Consider the following 24,061-nt stretch of genomic DNA (forward strand, 5'->3'; position numbering starts at 1 on the left):
ATCTAAATCAACTACTTTTACTTTATTATAATTCCTTTGATCTAATCCACATCTTTGGATTAAAAATCAATCTATTTTCCTGATCCAGAATGAGCCAGTACCTCTTTTCAACTTTTTAGCATATACAGGGCATTTTAAAGAAAACTCCTCCGAATAATAAGAAGCTAAATAATTAACTGCTAACAGGACTTCAAACTTTGAATTGAATGCAAGAAATGCTTGTAAAAGATATTGTTCTGTCCAGAACCTTCTCTTATTCATAATCCAGAATCTTGGATACTCATTAGGTAAAAAAATATCATGGATATGTACCAGGACCCCTTTACGCAAATTTGGAATAATTTGTAAATACTCAACAAAAACATCTCCGCCTATTCTCAAAACATGCGATGAATCAATAAAAAGAATATCATTTTCTCTTAATTCATTAAACAAAATTGGATCAACGTCTTCTACTTTCGATCTTATAACCTTATCGATTCCTAAAGATTCGAGCCAATGCATTTCGTAGGGTTCAATGCATATATGGGATGACAAGAACCCTTCTTCCCTGTTTTTATCAAGTGCTTTTTTCATCATACGAGTTGAGAAACCAGAACCAATTTCAATTACTTTTTTAGTTTTAAAATGCCTTACCATATTATACAGTATTTCAGCATCACCTACCCCAAACGAATTATTGTGGAAAAACCCTAAGGGTTCTTTGTGAACGATCTAAGCAAAGAGAGTTGACCTTCAATATTAAAATCTATTCCAGGAAGCTGATTTTCTCTATTCCAAATCCTCTCAGGGAGATTTCTAACATTAAACACCGGTTGATAATAATGATGCCGAATAGGCGAAACATGAAAGATATCCCATATCATATAAGTCAAAGGAAATCTTTCAGGACCTACCCTTGTTTGAACTGAAGAAACGAAGGCAATAAAAGGAGTAATCAAACAACTTATTATATCAAATATCTTTATAATAATTTTTACAATATAGCACATGAGTATACTTTGCTTAATTTCACAACTAAAATTAGCTTAACCAGTTTAGTTGCCTGCCAGTTAATTTTTCCAGTTGTATTACATCATTCCTAAAATATTCTACTAGATATTTTTTGGACATAGAATCCATTAAAGGCTTCTTTCCAGTATTTATATTCATCATGGTTAATCGAATAGGGATACGAATCTTCTCAGGAATAATTTTTTTAGCAATTGTTTTTAAAAAATTTGGCTTTGAAAAATAATTTGAAATTAAACTAGATTTAGGTTTGCCTGTTTTATTATATACTTTCGAAGTATCACAACAGAAGTTTGTATCAACTCTCAAAAATTCAAACAGCTCACGCATAACTTTTTCGGGATCGTCAACAAGGTCTTCAAATAGCAAAATCTTAATATTGTCCCTGCCAAAAACAGAAATATATTTTTTGACCCTTTCCGTATAAAGAGAGCTTTCGGCATACCTCCAAATATCAGACCAGCCTAATTCCATCCTCTCACGCTCGGCCATAAGAGCATCATAGAATGACAGTATCTCATGATTATCTCGAACCAAATGCATGTATTGAGAATACGCTTTTTCTACTGGATTTCTAAGGATTGTCACTATCTTTATCTGCCCTAACTCAGAAAAAATCTTCTCACTAATGTTTGAAAAATAAAGATAAGATGGCGATACGTCACCAATCATTCGTTCGTTTTTAACCGCTTCATAATGTGATTTGTATTCCTTCTTTGTTGCGCAGAGTGAAGAAAGAGTGACCTTATCACCGGGACCATTTATGTTTTTCTCTAAACATTCGTATGAGAAGTAATGTAATTCTTTCCGAACCGGAAGATAAATATCGGAATGCTGCTTTAGATAATAAAACAAAGAAGTTGTGCCAGACTTTGGGGCACCAATAATTATAAAGTTTGGTAGTCTCATCGTTTAATACTTACCTTATTATGCATCCAATCATGTAAATTTAATCCCGTTAAAGATTCGACTTTTAAAATCTCATCATTAGCCACGTCCCAGAACTTATCTGGCACAGATTCACGCCAATTTTCAGATTTTATTTTTATCGGAGACTTATTTATCCGATCGAGAAAAATTGCAAATTTTAACTTTAAACTCTCTGAAGGTATTAAAGAACCGATAGCTTTTTTAAATGGAGAATGCCCGTAAATAAAATTTCTCAAAGTAATTGACCTTGGTTTACTTGCCTGATTTTGTCTTTTTTTAAAATTTACCATTCGAGAAAACGAATTAATTCCAATGAATTTACATATCTTATCATAAGTATCTATACATGAATTTTCACCAAAAAGATCATCAAACTTAATAAATAAAAAAGCAGATGTTGGAAAAAACTTGCGATAGCGGTTCACTTGTGTACAATACATACCTCTTGCTATATAACTATGATGAGGCATGTACAATTTATTTGCCTGTTCACATCTGCTCGCCTCGACTATGAGAGCTTCCTTGAAAGAAAGAGTTTCATAGCCACGACTAAAAGACATAAGATAATGTGAGTACGCACGGTCAATTGGATTCCTAAAAATAAAAATAAACTTTGGCGATTCAACAAGCTCACGAATCCGCAATGGTGCCTCTTCATAAAATATATAATCAGGATCAACCTCACCCACAATAACATTGTCTTTGTATTTTGGAAATTGATTCAAATACCAGTTAAGACCACGATTGTATATATCCTTTCTGCTGAAAAAATGTGTTTCCTTCAAGCGAGGTAAACATACTTCGGACTGTTGAATTAGCCAATCATGCAATGTAGTTGTACCTGCTTTTTGCACCCCAACGACAAAAAAAGTAGGAAGCTTAATTTTACTAGTCATTTGATATATCCATCTTACTTGCAATAATTATTATGCGATAATTGCTCTTGCTTTTTATTCTCATAAGAAATGGGTAAAGCAATTGAAGGATAGGTCTTTGAAAGTGCCGTAATCCTAACATCCAACGTTCTACACCAAACCACATTAAATTCCATTCCCATAAGGAGACAGGAGTATTTTCGAATACGGTCATACTCCAGCCTAAATTACTTGCTTCTATTTCGACTAGGTTGATAATTTCTTTGGCACACGGAAGCCCGTATTTAATATGATCACGCAGCATTGGATGTGCTACGCCGTGCTTTCTTTTATAAGCCTTATTTACTCTGCAATCAGCATTCTCTGACTCCTGACCAACCGGAACAGTAATATAAATCACACCACTGACTTTTACTATTCGGAACATCTCTTTTATAACAGAAGGTCTCATCGCAGCATTTACATGTTCTAACATATCGGTTGAAATTACAAAGTCTATACTTCTATTATGAAAAGGTAACTTTGTACCAAGAGCCTTAATCCGCCTCTGTAATGCAGTGCTGATTACTCTATCGAAAGCAATATCAATTCCGAAACTGGGATATTTTAAATAAGCAGATATGCCCCTGCTTCCGCTTCCTATTTCAACAATAGTAATAGGTTTTATTTTCTTGATTATCGAAATAGCTTTTTTATAACGAAGAGCAGAATCGAGATTCCAATTCCAATTCCAATTTACGTATCGATGTATAAGCGATTTCATAAATAATTGCGTATAATTCATATGAGATTCCGATATAATTTAACTATTTATGTTTCCCTTTATATGCATCTGCATAAATATATGCCGTTATGTATAAAATACGGAGTTTAAATTAAATTTTAGGGTCATGCATTAATTAAAGTAACCACAATACTCGTATATGTGAATATGGATGAATAGCATTTACTTCAAGTCCAACTAGTCCTGCTTCTATTTAATTTTTTAACATATGGTATTTGCTTTTAAGCTTTTCACGAACAGTATCTTTCGTAAATTTCCAGTTTACCGTTGTGCATTTTCTATTACGATTTTCAGCCCATGCAAGAACCTCTTTTTCTAAGGCCTCCCTATCGGCAATACGTCGGTCGAGGCATTGCCGGGAAAGAGCAGAAAACTCTATTTCGGCCATATTCAGCCAACTCCCCTTTTTGGGCGTATAGTGTACCTGAAACTTTTCAGCAAGATCAAAAGATTCTTCAGGTGGAAATACTTCATAAAAAGAACCAGGTGTATGGGTATTCAAATTGTCTTGAACAAGACGAATACATTCTACCCCAGGATAATATACCTGAACGAATTGTTTCATAAATTCGGCATAGTCAACCGCAGTACGCCTTTCTCTTACTTGCACATAACGAAAGCCAGTATGGGGTTCAAATGCGAGTAAAACACAACAACTACCATTGCGCTCGTACTCATAATCTTCACGTTTGAGTTGTCCCAGCTTCATGGGTATTGGAACAATACTATCACCAAGAAGCTGACACGGCCGTTCATCAAAACAGATCAGAGGTCGCAAAGGATTATAGGGTTGGGCATACCGATGGAGAACATCTTCCATATGCCAAATATAATCGCCCGTTATTTTCCCTCTACACCATCGCTTCTTCAGCCAGGGCTTTAGTTCGTTTTTTTTAAAGCCTTTCTTACACTTTCTAAACAAAGGGATTCTACTACTTTTAACTCTACCAGTTTCTCCCCTAGTAACTCCAGTGTCCATCGTGCAGCCCCCTGGGGGGCTCTGAACAGGCTATCATGGAAACAGCAGACTCCACCCTCTTATCTACTTTGAGAGGCTGACCGCTTCGAGGCTTCTCTTGCAGCAATTCCACGATAGTATCAAACTTGCTTTGCGTGAACTTCTTCCGCATTTTATATATGGCTGTTCTACAAACCCCTAATGCACTGATTATTTCGTCATCAATCTTACCCTCATTTGACAGCAATAAAATACGTGCTCGATTTATTGCTCGGGCTGATTTTCTCCCTTGTTTTACATACGTCTCTAACTCTTCTCGTTCTCTTTCGCTTAATTGAACAGTATATATTTTTTTTGGCATAATCGCTTCCTTCCTTGGAGGAAGTATACCAAAATATATTTATAGGTACAATTTAAATAGAAGCAGAACTAGGTTTCTTGAGCTTCTTTAACAAAGTAATGCTTTCTATCCAAAATTATAGGAATATAAAATGTATTTATGTTATACTTTAATTTAATATTGATAGCACCTGCAATATTCCAAAAAGACATACTTACCATTGTCGCTATTGCGGCACCGTTTATGCCATATTTTGGAATTAATATATAGTTTAAAACTATATTAATCACAACCGCAATTAACATAATATTTCTAAAAAGATTTTGATCTCCTGTCATATTAAAAAAAATCCCAACGGAACCAGACGTAGCATTTATAAATTGTCCAATAACTAAAAAAATTAAAGCATATTTTCCTATTTTAAATTCTTCTCCAAATAATCCCAAAGAAAACTGCGGTAAAATAAGTAAAATACATAGTACTGGTATCGAAAATAAAAATATCAATTTCGAAGAAAATTGAACAACTTTTCTTAAATCTTCAACCTTGTTTGACCAGTAAAGTTCAGAAAATTTTGGAGCCGATACCGTATTAATGGCCATAAGAATAAAACTTGTTAAACTTGCAAGTTTTAATGCTGCATTATATATTCCGACATTTTCCATCGTTGAAAACATACCTATCATTATAGTATCTGTTTTCCCCATGATAAAAAAAGAGAATGCTGTTACAACCATAGGTAAAGATACTTTTAATATCTCTTTTTTCAGTATGTTATCATGCTGATATTTTTTAAAACCTAAAATAATTTTTATTATATAACAAGTCGATAATAGAAAGGATATCGCTATAGCAATAGTATAACTTATAACTGCTACATAGTAACCTGTCATAAAAAGAGCAAATAAAACCAAAAATACTGTGTTAAATAAAGGAACAGTTAAGTTTCTAAGAAATTCAGAAAATTTTATATTTTTTAAGCCTCTAATAAATTCAATATTAATACTATACAAAACCATAAAAGGAATTATTAATCCTATTATTTTAAAGCCAAGGACAAGAGACTCGTCTTTGAAAACATACATTGACAATTCTTTGGCAAAAATAAACAATAATACTGATAACAAAATAGAGATAGGAATGGTTAACTGCACGATATTTTTATATAAATCAAAAATTTTTCGGTATTTACCTTCTGTATAAAATTGAGATACGAATCTTAAACTATACGTCTTTAAACCTAAAGTTCCAATTAAAACAAAAATCGTTAAAACCGAAGTTAATAGATTATATATCCCTAAACCTTTAGATCCATAATATCTCGAAACAACTAACAAAAGAATATATCCCCCTATCATGCCGAAAATTCTATAAATAAGCGCAAGCGAACTACCTAATAATATTTCTTTTATGTCCTTATCTCTTAATTTATTTTTTAGTTTAGAAATAAATTTATTTATCATAATCGTTTTTAACTCTTCTCGATTTTTTTAAAGGATAAAGATAATGGAATTAAACTATTAAAAGAAATACAAATATTATTATAGATACATTAAGAATTTATCCGTAAATAATATCAATTTTTCTCCAGCAAATGATGGCTGCGGCCAAGTGGAGAAGTGCTTCATAGGTCTCGTGAAACTTTTCATAGCGTACTAGCAGTTTCCTGAATCGGTTAAACCAGGAATGAGCCACTTCCACTATCCAGCGACGGGGCTTGTATCCCGACAGAGTCCTTTTTGCTTCAATTTCTTCTCCTCGTTGCCTTATATTGAGGAATGTAGCCTCAAGTTTCTATCGTTTCTCGTGCCGGATTACCCTGGTATCCCCCTTGTCAGCACACAGATGGTGCTCTCCTTCCTGTGGCCTCTGGATAACCATGGCGTCTAAAACAACTCCCAGTTGGGATACATCATGCCAGTTTGCTCCGGTCACGACTGTCGATAACGGGATGCCACGCTTGTCTACCAACACATGCTTCTTGCTCCCCTTTTTCCCCCTTATCCGTAGGATTTGGTCCCACTGCCTCTTGTGCTAGAGGCGCCTTTACCATTGCTTCATCAATACTCTGCCACTTCCAGGCTATACCTTCGAGTTTATCATATTCCGCTAGACCGGCACACCATAGCCGCAGAAAGAAGCCTTCTCTGAGCTATTGAAGGAAGTACGCATGGATCGAACTTGCACTGCCAAACCGTTCTTTCGGTAATGCCTTCCACTGACAACCGGTTCGTAATACATACACGATTCCTTCAAATACCTTTCGTGCTTCCATTGGCTTCCGCCCACCACCAACCTTTCTTTTATACCCTTTCTCCGGATTTCTCTTCGGCACAACCGGAATAAGTGGTTTCACTCTCTCCCACAATGCATCTGATACCTCCCATGATCTTATCTTTGTCATATTCACCTCCCTATATTCTAAAGTTATATATGGAGTGAAATATACCATGCTTCCTGAAATATAGCTAGTTATTTACGGATATATTCTAAGTTACAAATTATACACAGTACAATTTCTGTGGCAATCTAGCAAAAAGAACGCTCTTATAATTGGCATTTAATTGATATTCGAGAGATTTTTATATATCTTGTAATTTCAAGGACTTAAAAAACTGGATGTATGTTATGGATTGTTGTGAAATAAAGTAAGCCCTTTCATACACTTTTATGCTCCATATTCAACTTGACCCTATCCATATCCCTTTTTCCTTGCTCATATAAACCTTTCCATCTATTCATCAATAATACCCACATTACTTATTATCCATTTAAGTTAATAAGTCTTTGTTCCCTAAAAAGGTAACAAACCATGGATTTACAAGATTCTCTTTATTATATTTTAAAGGGCCGCCTACTCCAAACTCTATAACTTTACCTTTCAACTCTTCTATTATTGCCTGTCCTGCTGCAGTATCCCACTCCATCGTTGGAGCAAATCTCGGATAAATATCTGCTTTTCCCTCAGCAATTAAACAAAACTTTAACGAGCTTCCAACGGAAATAAGCTCAATCTCTCTATACTTCTGTTTTAAACCATATATGTAGTCTTCTGTTTCTTTGGAAAGATGGGAACGACTGGCTACAATAGTAATTGTTGAGGAGGGATTAGATGCAGTGGTTGGTCTTTCATCAAGAGGAAGTCTTTGCGACATTTTTTTTAAAACTTCTACACTCTCTTCGTTTTTAATATCCAACTTAGTCTCGCTCATTACATCATTCTTGTTTAGTAATTTATATGCTCCTATACCTTCTGCAGCAAAATAAAATACCTTTAAAACCGGGGCATAAATAATACCAAGAACTGGTTTCCCATCGTGTATGAGCGCAATATTTACCGTAAATTCACCATTTCTTTTGATAAATTCTTTCGTTCCATCAAGTGGGTCAATGAGCCAGAAATATTCCCAGTTCTTTCTTTCCTCATAAGGGATGTCTTTACCTTCTTCGCTGAGTATACGACCAGTAATATATGCCTTCTGATTGGTAAGTTGTGATACATGCTTCGCAATAATCTCATGAGAGCGCTTATCTGCTATCGTTAAAGGAGAATTGTCCTCTTTTTTCTCAACAGAAAAGTTTGAATTATAGACCTCTAAGATAGCATCGCCTGCTTCTTTTGCAGCTAACAAGGCAGCAATAAGGTTTTGTGCATATTTATCATTATTCATGGTATTTGCGGTTTCTCTTGAAAGTTTATCCTGGATTCAAAAACAAAATTTTTATCAGCATCTTTTAACAGAGGAAGTTTTCGGTCTTTCTCTGAAATGACCGGATTTTCAACAGGCCACTTAATGTTAATATCCGGGTCGTTCCAGATAATTCCTCTCTCATTCTCAGGGGAATACTCTTTTGTACACTTGTAGATAACATCTGCAGTATCACTCAACACTACAAACCCATGAGCAAATGCAGGTGGAATGTAAAGCATACGATTATTTTCTTCAGAAAGCTCCACTCCAATCCATTGTCCAAAAGTAGAAGACCCTTTTCTTATGTCTACTGCTACATCAAAGATATTTCCTCTTAAGCATCGCACTAATTTGCCCTGCGCGCCTGGATTTTTCTGGTAATGAAGTCCCCGGAGGACATTCTTTTTTGATTTTGTATGGTTGTCCTGAACAAAAGATTCTTCTATACCAAACTGAGCAAAATCTGAATACTTGTAAACTTCTATGAAGCATCCCCTTTCATCGTGAAACACTTTTGGCTCAATGAGTATAATCTCAGGTATTGATAATCGCTTAAAATGAAAAGGCATTGATTATTCCTCTATAAAACACCACAAAGCACACGAAGAACACGAAGTAAAAATTTATAAAACAAATCTTTTAATTCCATTTTTTAATATTTTTTCATTAAAGTTCATGAGCAGACCTATCCTTATTTTTGCAAGTTTCATATAAGTTAATAGTTGTGCTTCATGAATGGGGTGTACTTCATCAACACTTTTTAACTCCACTATCAATTTATTCTCTATTAATAAATCTATACGATATCCACAGGAAACGCTTATCTCTTTATACTGTACTGGTAATTCTACCTCTAATAGGAATTTAATTTGTATCTGGCTTAATTCATAAGCAAGGCACTGTTTATAAGTATTTTCTAACAGACCGGGCCCTAATTCTTTATGAACTTCGATTGCTAAACCAATTACCCTGTTAGACAGATTATCAAATTCCATAAATAAGAGTTTTCTTCGTGAACTTCGTGTTCTTCGTGGTTTTAATTAAAATTCAATAGTATGATTTACTTCGCTATATTTAAAAGATACTGTCCATAACTATTTTTCTTTAAAGGTTCAGCAAGTCTCAATAACTGTTCTTTATCTATGTAGTTCAGTCTATATGCAATCTCCTCTATACACGCTATCTTCATTCCCTGCCTCTTTTCTATGGTTGCTATAAACTCTCCGGCCTCCAGAAGACTTTCAGGTGTCCCGGTATCAAGCCATGCATAACCCCTTCCAAGAAGCTCAACCCTGAGACTGCCCCTTCGGAGGTACTCTTTATTTACATCTGTTATTTCGAGCTCCCCTCTCCATGAAGGCGCAATATTCCTGGCTATTTCAATAACTGTATTATCGTAAAAATACAGCCCTGTAATTGCGTATCTTGATTTTGGGGACGTGGGTTTTTCCTCTAAGGATATAGCCACCCCATTTTTATCAAACTCAACTACCCCATACCGTTCCGGATCATTTACATAATATCCGAATATCGTTGCTCCTTCTTTCATAGATACATCCTGAACAGTTTTTTTTAGCAAGTCAGTCAGGCCGTGACCATAAAATATATTATCTCCCAGTATGAGGCACACGTCATCACTGTCAATAAATTCCCTGCCAAGTAAGAAGGCTTCAGCAAGTCCATTCGGGTGAGGTTGTTCTTTGTATGAGAAACGTAAGCCTAAATGAGAGCCATCGTGGAGTATTTCACGAAATTTGTGGAGATCATGAGGTGTGGAGATGATTAAGATTTCCTTTATACCCGCAATCATCAGGACAGATAAAGAATAATATATCATTGGCTTGTCATAAATCGGTAAAAGCTGCTTACACACAGCCAACGTTACCGGATATAACCGTGTACCACTACCACCCGCTAAGATAATGCCCTTCATAAGTATTGTTTATAATCTTTTTCTTTACATGTAATATTTAGGAATTTCTCCAGCACAGGCTCGCGTCTGTATGATACCGACACTAATCACTGACACTGAAAAGTTATCAAAGGCCTGATGTAAAATTTAAAGGTAGTTGATATACCATAAAAATTTTTGAAAATCAAGAATAAACAAAAACGAGGTGATGCATATCTTATCATGGGATATATGATAATTGATTAGTTTTACTGTTGCGAAGCTGATAAAACATCTTATAATCAGGAATACATAACTCTTATTTTATAATGAATGTTCAGGAATTTCAAGCGTGTTGCCTCCCCCCGAATCCTCCTTACTGAGGGGTACAGGCACTGTCTCCCTCTGGCGGGGGCGAAGGGGCGTATGCATCAAGCTAAGAATAGTGTTCCATGAAAAAAGAGGCTATCCTCCTGGAAAAAGAGCAAGGTGTGTCCTTATTCCCCTCTAATCCCCCCTACCCCCCTTTAAAAAAGGGGGAACAAGGGATTTCCCCCTTTTCTAAATGGGGATCAAGGGGGATTATAGGTGGCTTATTATTCTTCACCATTTACCTAATTTTAGCTTGTGCATATGCCTCTAACCTCCCTTTAGAAAAGGGAGGAAAGCAAGGAAGGGTTTTTTCTTGAGAAAAGTTTGTCTGATCAAACATATCAAACTTTTCTCCATTTCTAAAGGGAAACGAAGGGGATTATGCATTTCCCCCTTTTTTAAAGGGGGACTAAGGGGGATTAGGGCGGTTTGTTATTCTCCACCGTTTACCTATTTTTGCTTGATGCATATGGGATTTAGGGTTGGGTAAATCGGGAGAGAACCAACCTCTTCGTCCCATCCAAGGGGAACTGAAGGTTGGGTAAAAAAAAATTCGCTGGGTTTTGCCTTTTAAAACCCGACCTGGTTTAAACGTTTAGGGAATTCCAACGTTCTGTTGTATGTTGTAGGGGCAAGTTTAAAACCTGCCCCTACTTGTGTTCACTCTTGCCTTGTAGATTTAAAACGTTTGTGTTTATTTTCCGTTTGCCCGAACACAAGGTTCGCCCCTACGCCGGTGTTATAAATTTGAAAAAAATTAACTTCTATGAGACAACTTGAACTTACAGAAAAAAATCTCAACAACAATATCCTTACATTAAGTGTTCCTGTAGCCATTGAAAACATTCTCCATATGGGTGTTTTTCTATCAGACACGATCATGGTAAGCCGGTTGGGAACTGACGCTATTGCTGCAGTGGGTTTGGCAGGTACTCTTTTCTTCATTATCTCTATGGTCTTCTCTTCCTTCAATGTTGGCACAACAAGTATCGTAGCAAGACATGTAGGCGCAAAAGAACATGAGCAAGCCCGGATGGTCGGAGGTCAATCCATACTTATGTCACTCATTACCGGTATAATAGTCACGCCATTCCTGCTGCTTTTTGCAAAAAAAATATTAATTCTCATGAGCGCAGAACCAAACATCGCAGCCCTTGGCAGCGACTTTCTTCAAATTATCACGGCATTCCTTGTATTTCGTCTGATTACTCTTACCGGTAGCGGGATTCTGCGGGGAGCGGGTGATACAAAAACTCCCATGAAGATAACCCTTATTGTTAATTGTATAAACATTCTGCTCAATTGGCTATTAATCTTTGGTATAGGACCTTTTCCGGAACTCGGTGTTACCGGAGTCGGATGGGCCACAGCCACCGCTTATACTATAGGCGCCATATTACTCTGTATAAGGCTCTTTGCAGGAAGGTATACTCCGCATATCTCTCTTCGTCATGTAGCACAAATCAATTACCACGCGCTTCAAAGAATTATCCGTATTTCTGTTCCTGCTGCTATTGATGCCGTTCTGACACAGACAGGATTCCTGTTCTTTACAAAGATTGTCGCTCTCCTTGGCACGGCGCCTCTGGCTGCGCATCAAATTGCCGTTCGGATTGAAGCGATGTCCTTTATGCCTGGATTCGCCCTGGCAGTCTCTACAGCCACGCTCGTTGGTCAGAGTCTCGGAAGAAAGAATGTAAATCTTGCACTGCTCAGCATGAGACGCAGTTGCTATTTTGCCCTAATTTTAATGGGGTCATTTGCCTTCATTTTTCTTATATTTCCTCAGCAGATAGCTATGATATTCAAACCTGAAGCCAGGGTGCTCTCATTGTCAGTAGCTTGTATCATGGTAGCCGCCATTGAGCAACCTGCCCTCGCTATCTATATGGTATACGCCGGCGGGCTTCGCGGAGCGGGTGATACGATAAGTCCCATGATCATAACTATCGTAGGCACTTTATGTTTCCTCGCCCCTCTTGCCTATTTTTTTGGCATCACACTTGGCTGGGGATTAGCTGGTATATGGTTTGGTTCTGCCCTGGACTGGATTGGCCGTGCTGTCGCTATTTATATTCTCTATAGAAGGGGCAGATGGAAGAGGATTTATGGGTAAATAAAAGAAAGAACAACAAGCATATGAATCGATAATAAGTTTCTCCGGGACTGTGTGTTTTCGCTTGACTTGTAATGAAAAAGGTATTAGCATAATTTCATAAGTTAATGAGAACTTCGGCAACCAGGTAACATGCAGGGCAAGACTTTAGCCTTTCATCCCCGCCTGAGTGCGCATGGGGATAGCAAACCTAAAGGTTTGCCCTACAGAATTGGAATCCCTATAACAGGAAAATATAACATCTTTCATTTGTGAGCGTTGGATATGCCTTTGAAGTATTTCAGGAAAAATAAAACTTTAGCGAACAACGTGTTTATTTCTGTCCTGCTTCCCTATCTCCTCCTGTGTCTAACGATAGGAGGCTTCCATGATAGCATCTTTACCACCCCACATTGTACCCATACCCAACAATCAGCAACTAACGATACAGATACTACACAAATTGGGATCTGTGAGGATGCGTCAGGACACAACTCCGAGACATGTCAAATTTGTCAGTGGTTAAAGACTCCCTCAACACTTATACGGTTTCTATTACCAGATACTCAATTCCAGTGTATCTGTATCAAATTTGTATGCCGTTCCAATCCATTACTTCCGTCTCTATCCATCCATAAATTTACCATCCGGCCACCTCCGTCTCTCGCCTGATTTTCAGCATAAAAAACGATAAGAGCTTTAAACAGGAATAGTATCTGTTTATTTCAGGGTTTACTAGCTATTTGTACCTATACACTACCTGAGACTGCGGGGAATTCTGCAGATTTATGCTCGTTCATAATGATTTCCTGCATGATTATTTATATAAGAATCGTTTTCACAGGAGAGTTTGTATGAGACGGCCAAGTTATATTTTACTCATATGCATACTTATTATAGAAAGTAATGTGCCGTATGCATATAGCGAGGTGATAAAGAAAGATTCACAATTGATGAGCACAGAAGAAGATACAAATAGTATCTGTATAAAAAAGGACGAATTTAATGAGATCATTGGACAACTGCAGGGTATGAGAGACCTTCTGGAAGAGATGAAACAGGATTATGATTCACGCTTGAAAGAAATGCAAGAAAAGATCGCTACCCTTGAGAAAGAGAAAACGGAACCCGAAAAAGAAAAAATACCATGGGAAGAGAATACATCCATCCCTCCGGAGACAGATTCAAAACTCTTAGAAACTTCTGTAATAAGCGAAGAAGAAGCATCTATGCTATCACGCACAGATACTATTACAAATACCCCTCCGCCTTCTCAAACAGTATCGCCTTCTCCAGAAAGTGAGACAACAGAATCTGCTATGCCATTAATGAATACCACCACACCCGATCAATCGGCAGGCGCAGGAACAGGACACTGGTCTCCTGCACAACCTATCACGTTATGGAGTAGCGGACAGAGTTATATGAATATCTCTTTTAATGGATTGTTTGCGGCAGCAGGTTCTACAGCGAAAGATTTAGAAAAAATTGAAACAGGAGCACATGACCCTGTTCAGCGAGGATTTACTGTGCAAAATTTAGAAACTACCTTTGAGGGCGCAATAGATCCTTATTTCAAGGGACAAGCAAATATCATTTTTCAAATCGATAAAGATGGTGAATCGTCTCTCGAAGTGGAAGAAGCTTATCTGACTTCTTTATCGTTACCTTTGAATTTACAGGTAAAGGCCGGAACATTTTTTACCGAATTTGGCAGACAGAATCAACTTCATCCTCACGCATGGAATTTTGCAGACCAACCGTTAGTTAACGGCCGGTTTTTAGGACCGGACGGGATGAGAAACCCCGGTGCACGCCTTTCATGGTTAGCTCCTACAAACAACTACACGGAGTTATTCTTTACGGTACAAAATAGTCAGGGAGAAACTGTTCACAGCTTCAGATTTGAGGAAGATGGTACAGGGCTGTTTGGACGTGAGGCAGTGGAAACACGCGTACACAGCATGGAAGATCTCCTCTATGTTCCACGGATTGCCACCTCCTTTGATATAACAGATGAGCAAACCGTTTTATTGGGCGCATCAGCAGCCTTTGGGCCAAATTCCACAGGAAGGGATAAAAATACCCTGATCTACGGGATAGATATGTTTTGGAAGTGGAAGTCTAAATACGCCGCCGGTGGATTTCCCTTCGTCTCCTGGCAGACAGAAGTTATGGGCAGACGTTTCGAAGCCGGAGAAGATGTTAATTCCAATTTGCCGGATGAAGTAATGAATAACTGGGGCGCTTACTCTCAGATTATGTGGGGATTTAAAAAGCGCTGGATAGCCGGGCTCCGTGGTGATTATGTTGATGGAGAGAAGGAAGCAACAGATCCTTTAGGATTTGAACGATGGAGGCTTTCCCCCAATATTACCTTTTATCCATCAGAATTTTCAAAAATACGGTTGCAATACAACTACGATACTATCTTAGGCAACGACAGCACGGAACATTCCGTATTTTTACAATTTGAATTTTTGCTGGGCTCACATGGCGCACACAAGTTCTAGCCGTTACATGAGGCCTTCGGCTACTTTTCAGTATCAGTGATTAGTTATCGGTGTCAGATTGACACAAATCACTCACACTGACACTTCATGCCCTTGTTGCATGATTTTTTATAAAGGACGTACGATATGAAGATAAAATACCAAATATGCCTTTGTCTGTTATTTGTTTCCGGCTGGATGTCTGTTGCCTATGCAAAACTAAATATCGTCGCATCAACATCTGATTTGGGCGCCTTAGCTGCTGAAATTGGAAAAGATAAGGTTACTGTTACTAGCATTGCAAAACCCACAGAAGACCCCCACTTTGTGGATGCAAAACCTAGTTTTATTGTTAAACTGAATAAAGCAGATATGCTTATTGAGGGAGGATTGCAGTTAGAAATCGGCTGGTTACCACCCTTGGTTATGGGAGCAAGGAATAAAAAAATACTTCCAGGGCAAGCCGGATATTTGACTGCCTCCACGGGAGTTGAAATAGTAGATGTACCCAAAACCCCTGGCGATCGTTCTATGGGTGATATTCATTCTTTTGGAAATCCACATTTTATATTGGACCCATCCAATGGCAAGATAGTTGCGACACATATTTGTGAACGCCTCTGTCAAATCGATACCGTAAATTGTAACTATTATAAGAATAATCTACAGGATTTTGTGAGAAGGCTAGACCAGAAATTATCTGAATGGCAAAAAATATTACAACCCTTTCAAGGGACAAAAATCGTTACGTATCATAAGACCTTTCCTTATCTTGCACGGCGATTTAATTTGAATGTATTGGGAACGCTTGAGCCAAAACCTGGCGTTCCACCTTCTCCCTCACATCTAAACAGCCTTATTCCCATGATGAAAAATGAAGGAGTAAAATTGATCATTATTGAAGAGTTCCGGGAACGCAAAATACCTGAATTTGCTGCATCCCAGACAGGAGCAAAGATCGTTATTTTGCCCATCATGGTCGGAGGTCAAAAAGAAACCAAAGATTATTTAGCCCTTTTTGATTATATTATTAAGCAAATTGCATCAGCCCTTAAAACGTAAATTATATCCACAGATTTCTCTGAATAATACAGATATGGATACCGACAACTGCATCACACTAAAAGACCTGGCTATTGGGTATAAGGGAAAAATCATCCTCAGTGATATTAATTTCTCATTAAAAAAAGGGGAATTTGCAGTCCTGTTTGGATCAAACGGTTCAGGCAAAACCACATTGTTCAAGACCATTTTACGGATTATTCCCCCTATTCAGGGTACCATTCTTTATGGTAATAGCCAGTATCCGAAATTTGGTTATGTACCGCAACGCAAGTATTTAGATGAAATATATCCATTTACCGCAGAAGAAGTAGTATTAATGGGCACTTTCGGATCGATAAAACCATTTAGTCCAAGTCCTGCATCAAATCACATTTTAGTGAACCAATGTTTAAAGGATGTTGGAATGTTTGAGTTAAGAAAACAGTTGTTCTCTGAGCTGTCCGGAGGACAAAAACAGCGTATACTGATAGCCCGGTCACTCGTGACAAAACCTGATGTTTTACTGCTTGATGAACCCATTACAGGAGTTGATATCCATGCACAAAGGAAGATTACAGAGCTTATTTCTGAATTGCATAAAAAGCGCAAATTAACGATTATGATGGTTACTCACGAGGTTCATCATATTCCAAGATGGGTAAATAAAATAATCCATATTCATCACTATAAAGTGGTACTTGGCTCATTGGAAGAGATAATTTCTTTATCAAGAATTGATGAAATACCAAATTAGGGATATTTATACATGGAACAATTAGGAGAAATATTGAATCCGCATTTTCTTTTGCGAAATGCCCTGTATGCAGGATTATTGGTAGGTCTCGTATGCCCACAAGTGGGTATATTTTTTGTATTACGCCGTATGATTTTACTAGGCATAGCCTTACCTCAGGTATCAAATGCCGGAATTGCCTTTGCATTTTTAATGCATACCTTAGGATGGCATCTTTTCTATCATATGGAATCTGAAAAAGTTATGGCCCTTTCAGGTTCGATTGTTTTTACGTTCATTGCTATATTTACCCTGGCAATTCTCGAACGCAAGCAAAAAGGGTTTGCTGAAAACCGTATAGGTTTTACTTATGCCCTTGCAGGAGCGGCCTCCATACTGTTTGTTGCCTGGAACCCGTATGGACAAACAGAAGTACTTTCTATGCTTAAAGGAGAGATTATATCTATTCCGGATATTTATGTGTTATCAATGCTTATTATTTATGGCACTATTTTCATTTTTTTAATCGGTTTTCATCGCAATTTTATCCTGGTATCATATGATATCGATATGGCTACCACCCTTGGTAAAAATGTTATCCTGTGGGACACCCTCCTCTATCTGATCATCGGTATCATTATATCATTCGGTGTAATGACCGTTGGACCGTTGGTTATATTTGGCTTCCTCCTGATACCACCAATGGCTGCGAAAATGGTCACCCGGGGTATATTCCTTTTCTGTATTGTTTCTTCTGTCATCGGAATTTTCACATCTTTTATTGGTTTTTACATCTCATACCGTTTCGATCTTCCAACAGGCCCCACAGATGTAGCATTGCTTTGCGTCATATTTATGCTGCTCTCTTTAGGAAAAATATTTTTCCGGCTCAAGAGATAAGTTGCATGTCTACCCCTGTATCGATATAATTACTACAATAACTTTTTCTGCAATAAAGCCATAAAGGCGTTAAAATTGAAAATAATTTATTAATAACGGATTCAGCGTGCGCGTAGATTGCCTTTTGGATAAAATAGGCCTTCGGCAACTTTTATCCTTATTAATAATATTATGTAGGGCGAGGCTTTAGCTTCATATGCACCAAGCTAAGAATAGTGTTCCATAAAAAGGGGTATCCCCTTGGAAAAAGAGCAATGGGTGTTCATCTTTCCCTCTAATCCCCCCTAACCCCCCTTTAAAAAGGGGGGAAAGAAGGAAGGAAGGATTTTCTCCTGAGAAAAGTTTATCTGATCAAACATATCAAACTTTTCCCTCTTTTCTAAAACATTCACCATTTCCCCCTTTTCTAAAGGGGGATCAAGGGGGATTATGGGCGGTTTGTTATTCTTCACCGTTTCCACATGTTAGCTTGATGCATATATGGGCTTTAGCCTTGCCCTAAAGAGTTGAAATCCTATACGTTAAACTATGAGGAGAGGTATATTGAATAAGAGAAATATTGTAAGTGTTGCAACTGTTTGCAGTCTTGTGATGGTAACATTATGTAATCCAGCCCGTTGCTTTTCTCAGGAAGGAAAAGAAACCGGCATAAACGATACTGCTCGTAAGGTCAAAAAAGACAGTCCATCCAACCATATTGATATGCCTCATGAACAGTATAAGCAAGGCTTACACTACGCACAGTATGGTCTTTTTGACGAAGCAATAGAGATGTTTAAAAAATCGTTAGCTAAAAATCCCAATAACACCGATGCGTATAACAATATAGGCCTTGCATATGCCCAAAAGGGCATGTTTGATAACGCTATTGAGGCATTTCAGAAGGTTATAGAACAAAAACCGGACAATGTTGATGCTTATTACAATCTGGGTTCTGCATATTTTGATACGGGTCGTTTTGATAAGGCTATTGAAAGCTTTAAAAAAACCGTTCAGATAAAACCCGATCATCGGTCTGCTTATTCCCTCCTGGGAATTGCGTATTCAAAAATCGGCAAATATGATGATGCAATCCAGATATTGAAAAAACGCATAGAGTTAGACCCAAATCTGGCAATAGCCCATTCGAACTTAGGTATTGTTTATTCTATGAAGGGAATGGACAAGGAAGCTATGGAAGAATACACGAAGGCATTAGAAATTGACCCGGGACATGAAAGTGCACTGTACAATACAGCGCTTTTATACGATAAAACAGGAGATACAGATAGGGCTATTCAATATTATATAAAGGCAACCGAGGCAAATGTAAGTAATGCAGATGCCCAGTATCGGTTGGGCAAAAATTATATAAAGAAAAAACAATATGACGATGCAATCAATGCCTTTCAAATAGCAGTAATGACAAATCCAGACAATGCAGAAATCTATCAGGATATCGGCAATGCCTATAAGGCAAAAGGTATGAAAAAGGAAGCGGAGGGGTATTTCTCTTTATACAAAAAGCAGACAAAGGGAAAGAATAAAGCAGCAGCAAAATAATGAAAAACTAAGGGAGAAGTAAGATAAACCACGAAGTACACAAAGGGCACGAAGAAAGAGCAAATGAGGCCTTTCGGAGACTTTTTTACAACACCGGCGTATGGGCAAGGTTTTAAACCTGCCCATACAACAGAACATTGGAATTCCTAAACGTTACATTAGGCCTTCGGCGACTTTTTCCCCTTCCTTGATGGGAGGGGCCAGGGGAGAGTGGTTGTCCTTTTCCTTCACCCCCACCTAACCTCCCCCATCAAGGGGGAGGAACTCTTTGTTTGAATTTCCTAATATGGACGTAGAAATGCAAGGTTTATATTTTGTTTTGAATAAATACTCTATTTATACAATCTATGCATTATGAGTTTAAAAACAAAAAAATCACTGTTATGGGATTAGGTTCCTTTGGCGGCGGTGTGGGCGTAGCTCAATTTCTTGCAAAACAAGGCGCTCTCGTTACGATAACTGATTTAAGGAATATGCCAGAACTTTCTTCATCCATAAAACAGCTTGAAGGGCTCCCTATTTCATATAAACTCGGAGGACATTACGAAGAAGATTTCATCAATACAGATATGGTTATTGTTAACCCCGCGGTGCCAGAGAATTCAAAATTTCTACAAATTGCAAGAAATAACCAAGTGCCGTTAAATACCGAAATAAACATTTTTTTCTCCTTATGCCCTGCCCCTATTATCGGTATTACCGGCAGCAACGGGAAATCAACTACAACCGCTCTTGTTGGTAAAGTACTGCAGCAAACCTCTCGTACAACATGGATTGGAGGAAATATCGGGAGGTCTTTACTGACAAACCTTGAAGAGATAAAATCTCAGGGAATTGTAGTACTTGAACTCTCCAGTTTTCAACTAAAAGAACTATCGAGTATCAAAAAAAGTCCACACATTTCTGTTGTAACCAACGTATCTCCCAATCATCTTGATCGGCACATCGGTATGGATGATTATATTCAAGCGAAAAAAACTATTATCACCTATCAAAGACCGGAGGATTACGCTATTCTTAACTATGATGATACCGAGGTAAGAAGATGGGAGCAAGAGTGCAAAAGCCATGTTTTATGGTACAGTACAAGACAAAGCATAAAAAACGGCGCATGGATAAAAGATGGCAGTATTGTATTATCTGTCCATGGCCAGGAAAGAGTGATAGTATGCACATCCGGAATCAAGATACCAGGGGGTCATAACCTTCAGAATATTTTGGCGGCCTCTTGTGCCGCACATCTGGCTGGCGCCCACGAGCAACACATGGAAAGAATCGTGACAAGCTTTGGCGGATTGGAGCACCGTCTGGAATTTGTGCGGGAAATACATGGTGTACGGTATTACAACGACTCCAAGGCCACTACACCAGAATCGGCCATTGCCGCTATGAGAGCCTTTCAGGAACCGATAATACTTATTGCCGGTGGAATTGATAAGGGTAGTAATTTTGAAAAATTTGCTGAAACCTGCATACAACAGACTAAAGCTATTGTTCTGATCGGAAAAATGGCACAGAAAATACAAGAGCTTATCCTGCAAAAAACAGATGGAGAGAAAAAGCCCTCAATATGCATATCAAACACCTTCAGAGAGGCATTTCAGCAAGCCCATGGTATCGCAAAACCAGGAGAAATTGTACTGCTCTCCCCTGCTTGCGCCAGTTATGATATGTTTCTGAATTATGAAGAACGAGGGAGGCAGTTTAAGAATATGGTGCAGGCTTTATGATTCATGGTGCAGTATCGTACGGCAAAAAGTTTCCAAAATAATCGTAAATCCGACATAATTTATTTTTTATAAATCCTGGTCTACTTTTTACCTCCCGTATAGTCAGGTATGCTAACATTTGGCTCATCAGCAATAAGTCTCATATATTTAGCCGTTATATCATCCCAATGGTATTTTGATTGAACACGTCTTTTTGCTTTATCTGCGATACCTTCCTGTTCATGAGATGAATATAGTTCAATTTTTTTTATAATACCAGGAATATCATGTGAACCAGTAAAGTATAATGCAATGTCACCCGCTACTTCCCGGTTAAATCGATTATCATGCGCAATCACCATATTTCCGCAACCAAGAGCTTCAAGTAAGGATGGATTTGTCCCGCCCGCTGTATGGCCATGAAAATAAGCTAATGAATGGGAGCGGAGCGCCTGCAGTTTTAATGTATCATAGACAGTGCCAATAAAACGAATACGATCATCTTTTAACCTTAACAAACACTCCACATACGGTGTTCTTGTTGTATGGTCTCCAACAATGACAAGGGGATAAGAGCTACCAGAAGCGATAAATCCCTCTATTACTTCTGACACGCTATTTTCTGGCTCTAATCTGCATACCACCAGATAATATGCCTTAGCATACAGTTTCCACTCCCGTAATAAATCAACAGGAGGAGAAACTTCAGATACATAGGCGCCGTAGGGAATAACTGAACATGGTGGCATATGTTTATGCCGTGATTGTAAATGTTCCTTAATACCATCGGCATCAGCGATAAGCTGATTTGGTGTATACATAGCAACAGTCTCCATACATTTGAACCATAGTTTGGCAAACGTGCCCCATTTGGAGCGAGCCCATTCAATACCATCCATGTTTAACCAAACCCGGTTTCCCCATAAACGCGGAATAAAACATACGATACTTGCGCCATAGCCTAACATATAAACTATATCGAATTTATTTCGGGCATGCCAAAGGCAAAGAAGATCAAACCAAATAGTAGTAAGAGGACCTAAATGAAAGGAAGGAATATATACCAAATGAACGCCCTTATAAGTACCTGGCTGTTGGTTATTATCTGCCTTACAATATACCGTTACATCAATACCTTGCCGGGCAAGACGGACAGCCAATTCTTCCGCAAATGTCTCAAAGCCACCGTATTTGGCTGGTATACCGCGCGTTCCAAGAATAGCTACTTTCAAAATATTACCTAACTCATATCCATTGGCATAAAGTAAAAACTATAATCAAAGACTGAGAGAGATGCAACCTTATAAAAGAGATTCTATCACTTGCATACCGCTCTCAAAGGCTTGTTTATTGATAAGAAATAATTCCCCTTTTTTCTGTTTTAACATTATCCGCAATTGGTCTAAAACATGATCGGTAGAAAATAACTTTTTAATCGCTATATAAGCGCCTAACATAACGATATTTGAAACCAGCACACTTCCCAGCTTGCTGGCAATCTCTGTTGCCGGCACATTGTATGTTTTTACATGAGGAAGATTATCTGATTTGCTCATGGAGGAATTTAAGATAAGCAACCCATCATGCTTCAGCATACCCTTAAATTTTTGATATGATGGTTGATTCATAATGATAAGGGTATCAGCAACCTCGATAAGCGGAGAAAAGATTTCTTCGGTTGAAATAATAAGGTGATATACAGCCGTCCCCCCTCTTACCTCAGTACCGTAGGAGGGAAAATAAGTAACATATTTGCCATCGGTCATAGCCGTCTGGGCAAGCAACTTACCTAACAGCATCATTCCCTGTCCGCCAAAACCGGCTAAGATTATCTTTTCCGTCATAGTTATGATTATTTAGCCACGAATGGACACGAATCTACACGAATAATGAAGGTATTATCATAGGTATTATACATTTGCACAGCTAAATTTAATTTTTGCGCTCCCAGTCTTTCACCACTCCCAGGGGAAAGGTAAGAGACATCTCTTCATCAATATATTTCATTGCTTCATTAGCGTCCATTCTCCAGTAAATTGGACAGGGGGAAAGAACCTCTATGAGAGAAAACCCTCGCTTTTCTATCTGAGTTTTAAAACCCTTCTCAAGAGCCTTCTTTGCCTTTCGAATATTTTCCGGAGAAGATACACTGACTCTCTCCAGGTAACTACTACCATCAAGAACCGCCAGTAATTCACATACACGGATGGGATATCCATAATTCATCGCATCACGGCCCGAAGGCGTGGTGATGGTTTTCTGTCCGATTAAGGTTGTTGGAGCCATCTGCCCGCTTGTCATGCCATAAACAGCGTTATTAACAAAGATAAAGGTAATATTCTCTCCTCTGTTGGCAGCATGAATAATTTCTGCTGTCCCGATTGCTGCCAGGTCGCCGTCCCCCTGGTAAGCAAACACAATGTGGTCCGGATGAACTCTTTTGATACCGGTAGCTACAGCAGGCGGGCGGCCATGAGCAGCTTCGCACATGTCGATATCAAGATAATTATAAGCAAGAACGGAACATCCTACCGGAGCTAGCCCAATCGTTTTACTTCGAATATCCCATGCATCAATAATCTCTGCAATCAGCCTCAACACAATTCCATGACCGCAACCCGGACAAAAATGTGTTGGTGTTTCTGTAAGCGCCTTTGGTTTTTCATATATTAGTTGCATAGTACCAATCTCAA

At 38.2% G+C, this 24,061-nt stretch carries 19 protein-coding genes and 2 pseudogenes; 7 read left to right on the forward strand and 14 right to left on the reverse strand.

Annotation, left to right across the window (positions count from 1 at the left end; translation table 11 throughout):
- Positions 1–66: 66 nt before the first annotated feature.
- From FBQ94_RS09200 to rfbA, 11 genes and pseudogenes are all read right to left on the reverse strand, one after another.
- Positions 67–639 (reverse strand): class I SAM-dependent methyltransferase, encoded by a 573-nt coding sequence (locus tag FBQ94_RS09200; RefSeq protein ID WP_285442100.1) that lies wholly within the window; start codon positions 637–639, stop codon positions 67–69.
- 384 nt (positions 640–1,023) lie between these two features.
- Positions 1,024–1,920 (reverse strand): sulfotransferase family protein, encoded by an 897-nt coding sequence (locus tag FBQ94_RS09205; protein ID WP_007223161.1) that lies wholly within the window; start codon positions 1,918–1,920, stop codon positions 1,024–1,026.
- Positions 1,917–2,837 carry a sulfotransferase family protein gene (locus FBQ94_RS09210; RefSeq protein WP_007223162.1) on the reverse strand — a complete coding sequence of 307 codons (921 nt, stop codon included), beginning with the start codon at positions 2,835–2,837 and terminating at the stop codon, positions 1,917–1,919. Before FBQ94_RS09210 ends, FBQ94_RS09205 begins: the two co-directional genes overlap by 4 nt.
- Positions 2,830–3,600, reverse strand: a complete 771-nt coding sequence (locus FBQ94_RS09215; protein WP_040544580.1) for a methyltransferase domain-containing protein — start codon at positions 3,598–3,600, stop codon at positions 2,830–2,832. The genes FBQ94_RS09210 and FBQ94_RS09215 overlap by 8 nt, the downstream gene beginning before the upstream one ends.
- Before the next feature lie 193 nt (positions 3,601–3,793).
- Positions 3,794–4,919 (reverse strand): annotated as a pseudogene (locus FBQ94_RS09220) (IS630 family transposase).
- Between the two features lie 68 nt (positions 4,920–4,987).
- Positions 4,988–6,361 carry a flippase gene (locus FBQ94_RS09225; RefSeq protein ID WP_007223165.1) on the reverse strand — a complete coding sequence of 458 codons (1,374 nt, stop codon included), beginning with the start codon at positions 6,359–6,361 and terminating at the stop codon, positions 4,988–4,990.
- A gap of 97 nt (positions 6,362–6,458) precedes the next feature.
- A pseudogene (locus FBQ94_RS09230) lies at positions 6,459–7,302 on the reverse strand (IS5 family transposase).
- A 367-nt stretch (positions 7,303–7,669) separates the two neighbouring features.
- Positions 7,670–8,569: a 3'(2'),5'-bisphosphate nucleotidase CysQ family protein gene (locus tag FBQ94_RS09235; protein ID WP_007223167.1), complete on the reverse strand. Its 900-nt coding sequence runs from the start codon at positions 8,567–8,569 to the stop codon at positions 7,670–7,672.
- Complete coding sequence (gene rfbC, locus FBQ94_RS09240; RefSeq protein ID WP_007223168.1) at positions 8,566–9,159, reverse strand: dTDP-4-dehydrorhamnose 3,5-epimerase; 594 nt, start codon at positions 9,157–9,159, stop codon at positions 8,566–8,568. Before rfbC ends, FBQ94_RS09235 begins: the two co-directional genes overlap by 4 nt.
- A gap of 54 nt (positions 9,160–9,213) precedes the next feature.
- Entirely contained in the window at positions 9,214–9,585 is a 372-nt protein-coding gene (locus FBQ94_RS09245; protein ID WP_007223169.1) for a GxxExxY protein, read from the reverse strand.
- 65 nt (positions 9,586–9,650) lie between these two features.
- On the reverse strand, positions 9,651–10,523 hold the full coding sequence (gene rfbA / locus FBQ94_RS09250; RefSeq protein ID WP_007223170.1) for a glucose-1-phosphate thymidylyltransferase RfbA: 873 nt from the start codon (positions 10,521–10,523) through the stop codon (positions 9,651–9,653).
- A 1,096-nt stretch (positions 10,524–11,619) separates the two neighbouring features.
- On the opposite strand from rfbA, the gene FBQ94_RS09255 reads away from it, so the two are divergent.
- The 7 genes from FBQ94_RS09255 to murD all read left to right on the forward strand — a co-directional run bounded on the left by FBQ94_RS09255 (position 11,620) and on the right by murD (position 21,389).
- On the forward strand, positions 11,620–12,969 hold the full coding sequence (locus tag FBQ94_RS09255; protein ID WP_007223172.1) for an MATE family efflux transporter: 1,350 nt from the start codon (positions 11,620–11,622) through the stop codon (positions 12,967–12,969).
- Positions 12,970–13,802: 833 nt separating this feature from the next.
- A complete protein-coding gene (locus FBQ94_RS09260; protein WP_040544586.1) occupies positions 13,803–15,461 on the forward strand; it encodes a hypothetical protein in 1,659 nt (552 codons plus the stop codon).
- Between the two features lie 126 nt (positions 15,462–15,587).
- A complete protein-coding gene (locus FBQ94_RS09265) occupies positions 15,588–16,502 on the forward strand; it encodes a metal ABC transporter substrate-binding protein (protein WP_007223174.1) in 915 nt (304 codons plus the stop codon).
- 34 nt (positions 16,503–16,536) lie between these two features.
- The gene (locus tag FBQ94_RS09270) at positions 16,537–17,238 is read left to right on the forward strand and encodes a metal ABC transporter ATP-binding protein (protein ID WP_007223175.1); all 702 of its coding nucleotides are present in this window, start codon (positions 16,537–16,539) and stop codon (positions 17,236–17,238) included.
- Positions 17,239–17,250: 12 nt separating this feature from the next.
- Positions 17,251–18,117 (forward strand): metal ABC transporter permease, encoded by an 867-nt coding sequence (locus FBQ94_RS09275; protein WP_007223176.1) that lies wholly within the window; start codon positions 17,251–17,253, stop codon positions 18,115–18,117.
- 543 nt (positions 18,118–18,660) lie between these two features.
- Positions 18,661–19,659: a tetratricopeptide repeat protein gene (locus tag FBQ94_RS09280; protein ID WP_007223179.1), complete on the forward strand. Its 999-nt coding sequence runs from the start codon at positions 18,661–18,663 to the stop codon at positions 19,657–19,659.
- Between the two features lie 347 nt (positions 19,660–20,006).
- Positions 20,007–21,389, forward strand: coding sequence for a UDP-N-acetylmuramoyl-L-alanine--D-glutamate ligase (gene murD / locus FBQ94_RS09285; protein ID WP_007223180.1), 1,383 nt, complete (start codon positions 20,007–20,009; stop codon positions 21,387–21,389).
- Between the two features lie 80 nt (positions 21,390–21,469).
- Here the strand turns inward: murD and FBQ94_RS09290 are convergent, their stop codons facing one another.
- The 3 genes from FBQ94_RS09290 to FBQ94_RS09300 all read right to left on the reverse strand — a co-directional run bounded on the left by FBQ94_RS09290 (position 21,470) and on the right by FBQ94_RS09300 (position 24,047).
- Complete coding sequence (locus tag FBQ94_RS09290; RefSeq protein ID WP_007223181.1) at positions 21,470–22,600, reverse strand: DUF1972 domain-containing protein; 1,131 nt, start codon at positions 22,598–22,600, stop codon at positions 21,470–21,472.
- Between the two features lie 69 nt (positions 22,601–22,669).
- Entirely contained in the window at positions 22,670–23,212 is a 543-nt protein-coding gene (locus FBQ94_RS09295; RefSeq protein ID WP_007223182.1) for a 2-oxoacid:ferredoxin oxidoreductase subunit gamma family protein, read from the reverse strand.
- A gap of 88 nt (positions 23,213–23,300) precedes the next feature.
- Positions 23,301–24,047 (reverse strand): thiamine pyrophosphate-dependent enzyme, encoded by a 747-nt coding sequence (locus tag FBQ94_RS09300; protein WP_007223183.1) that lies wholly within the window; start codon positions 24,045–24,047, stop codon positions 23,301–23,303.
- Between the last annotated feature and the right edge of the window lie 14 nt (positions 24,048–24,061).

The sequence above is a fragment of the Candidatus Jettenia sp. AMX1 genome, from assembly GCF_030263775.1.
In the GTDB taxonomy this organism is placed as follows: domain Bacteria; phylum Planctomycetota; class Brocadiia; order Brocadiales; family Brocadiaceae; genus Jettenia; species Jettenia caeni.

Bases quoted from the DNA above. Each gene is read 5' to 3' on its own strand.
- FBQ94_RS09200 (WP_285442100.1), bottom strand. From the start codon at position 639: ATGGTAAGGCATTTTAAAACTAAAAAAGTAATTGAAATTGGTTCTGGT.
- FBQ94_RS09205 (WP_007223161.1), bottom strand. From the start codon at position 1,920: ATGAGACTACCAAACTTTATAATTATTGGTGCCCCAAAGTCTGGCACA.
- FBQ94_RS09210 (WP_007223162.1), bottom strand. From the start codon at position 2,837: ATGACTAGTAAAATTAAGCTTCCTACTTTTTTTGTCGTTGGGGTGCAA.
- FBQ94_RS09215 (WP_040544580.1), bottom strand. From the start codon at position 3,600: ATGAATTATACGCAATTATTTATGAAATCGCTTATACATCGATACGTA.
- FBQ94_RS09225 (WP_007223165.1), bottom strand. From the start codon at position 6,361: ATGATAAATAAATTTATTTCTAAACTAAAAAATAAATTAAGAGATAAG.
- FBQ94_RS09235 (WP_007223167.1), bottom strand. From the start codon at position 8,569: ATGAATAATGATAAATATGCACAAAACCTTATTGCTGCCTTGTTAGCT.
- rfbC (WP_007223168.1), bottom strand. From the start codon at position 9,159: ATGCCTTTTCATTTTAAGCGATTATCAATACCTGAGATTATACTCATT.
- FBQ94_RS09245 (WP_007223169.1), bottom strand. From the start codon at position 9,585: ATGGAATTTGATAATCTGTCTAACAGGGTAATTGGTTTAGCAATCGAA.
- rfbA (WP_007223170.1), bottom strand. From the start codon at position 10,523: ATGAAGGGCATTATCTTAGCGGGTGGTAGTGGTACACGGTTATATCCG.
- FBQ94_RS09255 (WP_007223172.1), top strand. From the start codon at position 11,620: ATGAGACAACTTGAACTTACAGAAAAAAATCTCAACAACAATATCCTT.
- FBQ94_RS09260 (WP_040544586.1), top strand. From the start codon at position 13,803: ATGAGACGGCCAAGTTATATTTTACTCATATGCATACTTATTATAGAA.
- FBQ94_RS09265 (WP_007223174.1), top strand. From the start codon at position 15,588: ATGAAGATAAAATACCAAATATGCCTTTGTCTGTTATTTGTTTCCGGC.
- FBQ94_RS09270 (WP_007223175.1), top strand. From the start codon at position 16,537: ATGGATACCGACAACTGCATCACACTAAAAGACCTGGCTATTGGGTAT.
- FBQ94_RS09275 (WP_007223176.1), top strand. From the start codon at position 17,251: ATGGAACAATTAGGAGAAATATTGAATCCGCATTTTCTTTTGCGAAAT.
- murD (WP_007223180.1), top strand. From the start codon at position 20,007: ATGCATTATGAGTTTAAAAACAAAAAAATCACTGTTATGGGATTAGGT.
- FBQ94_RS09295 (WP_007223182.1), bottom strand. From the start codon at position 23,212: ATGACGGAAAAGATAATCTTAGCCGGTTTTGGCGGACAGGGAATGATG.
- FBQ94_RS09300 (WP_007223183.1), bottom strand. From the start codon at position 24,047: ATGCAACTAATATATGAAAAACCAAAGGCGCTTACAGAAACACCAACA.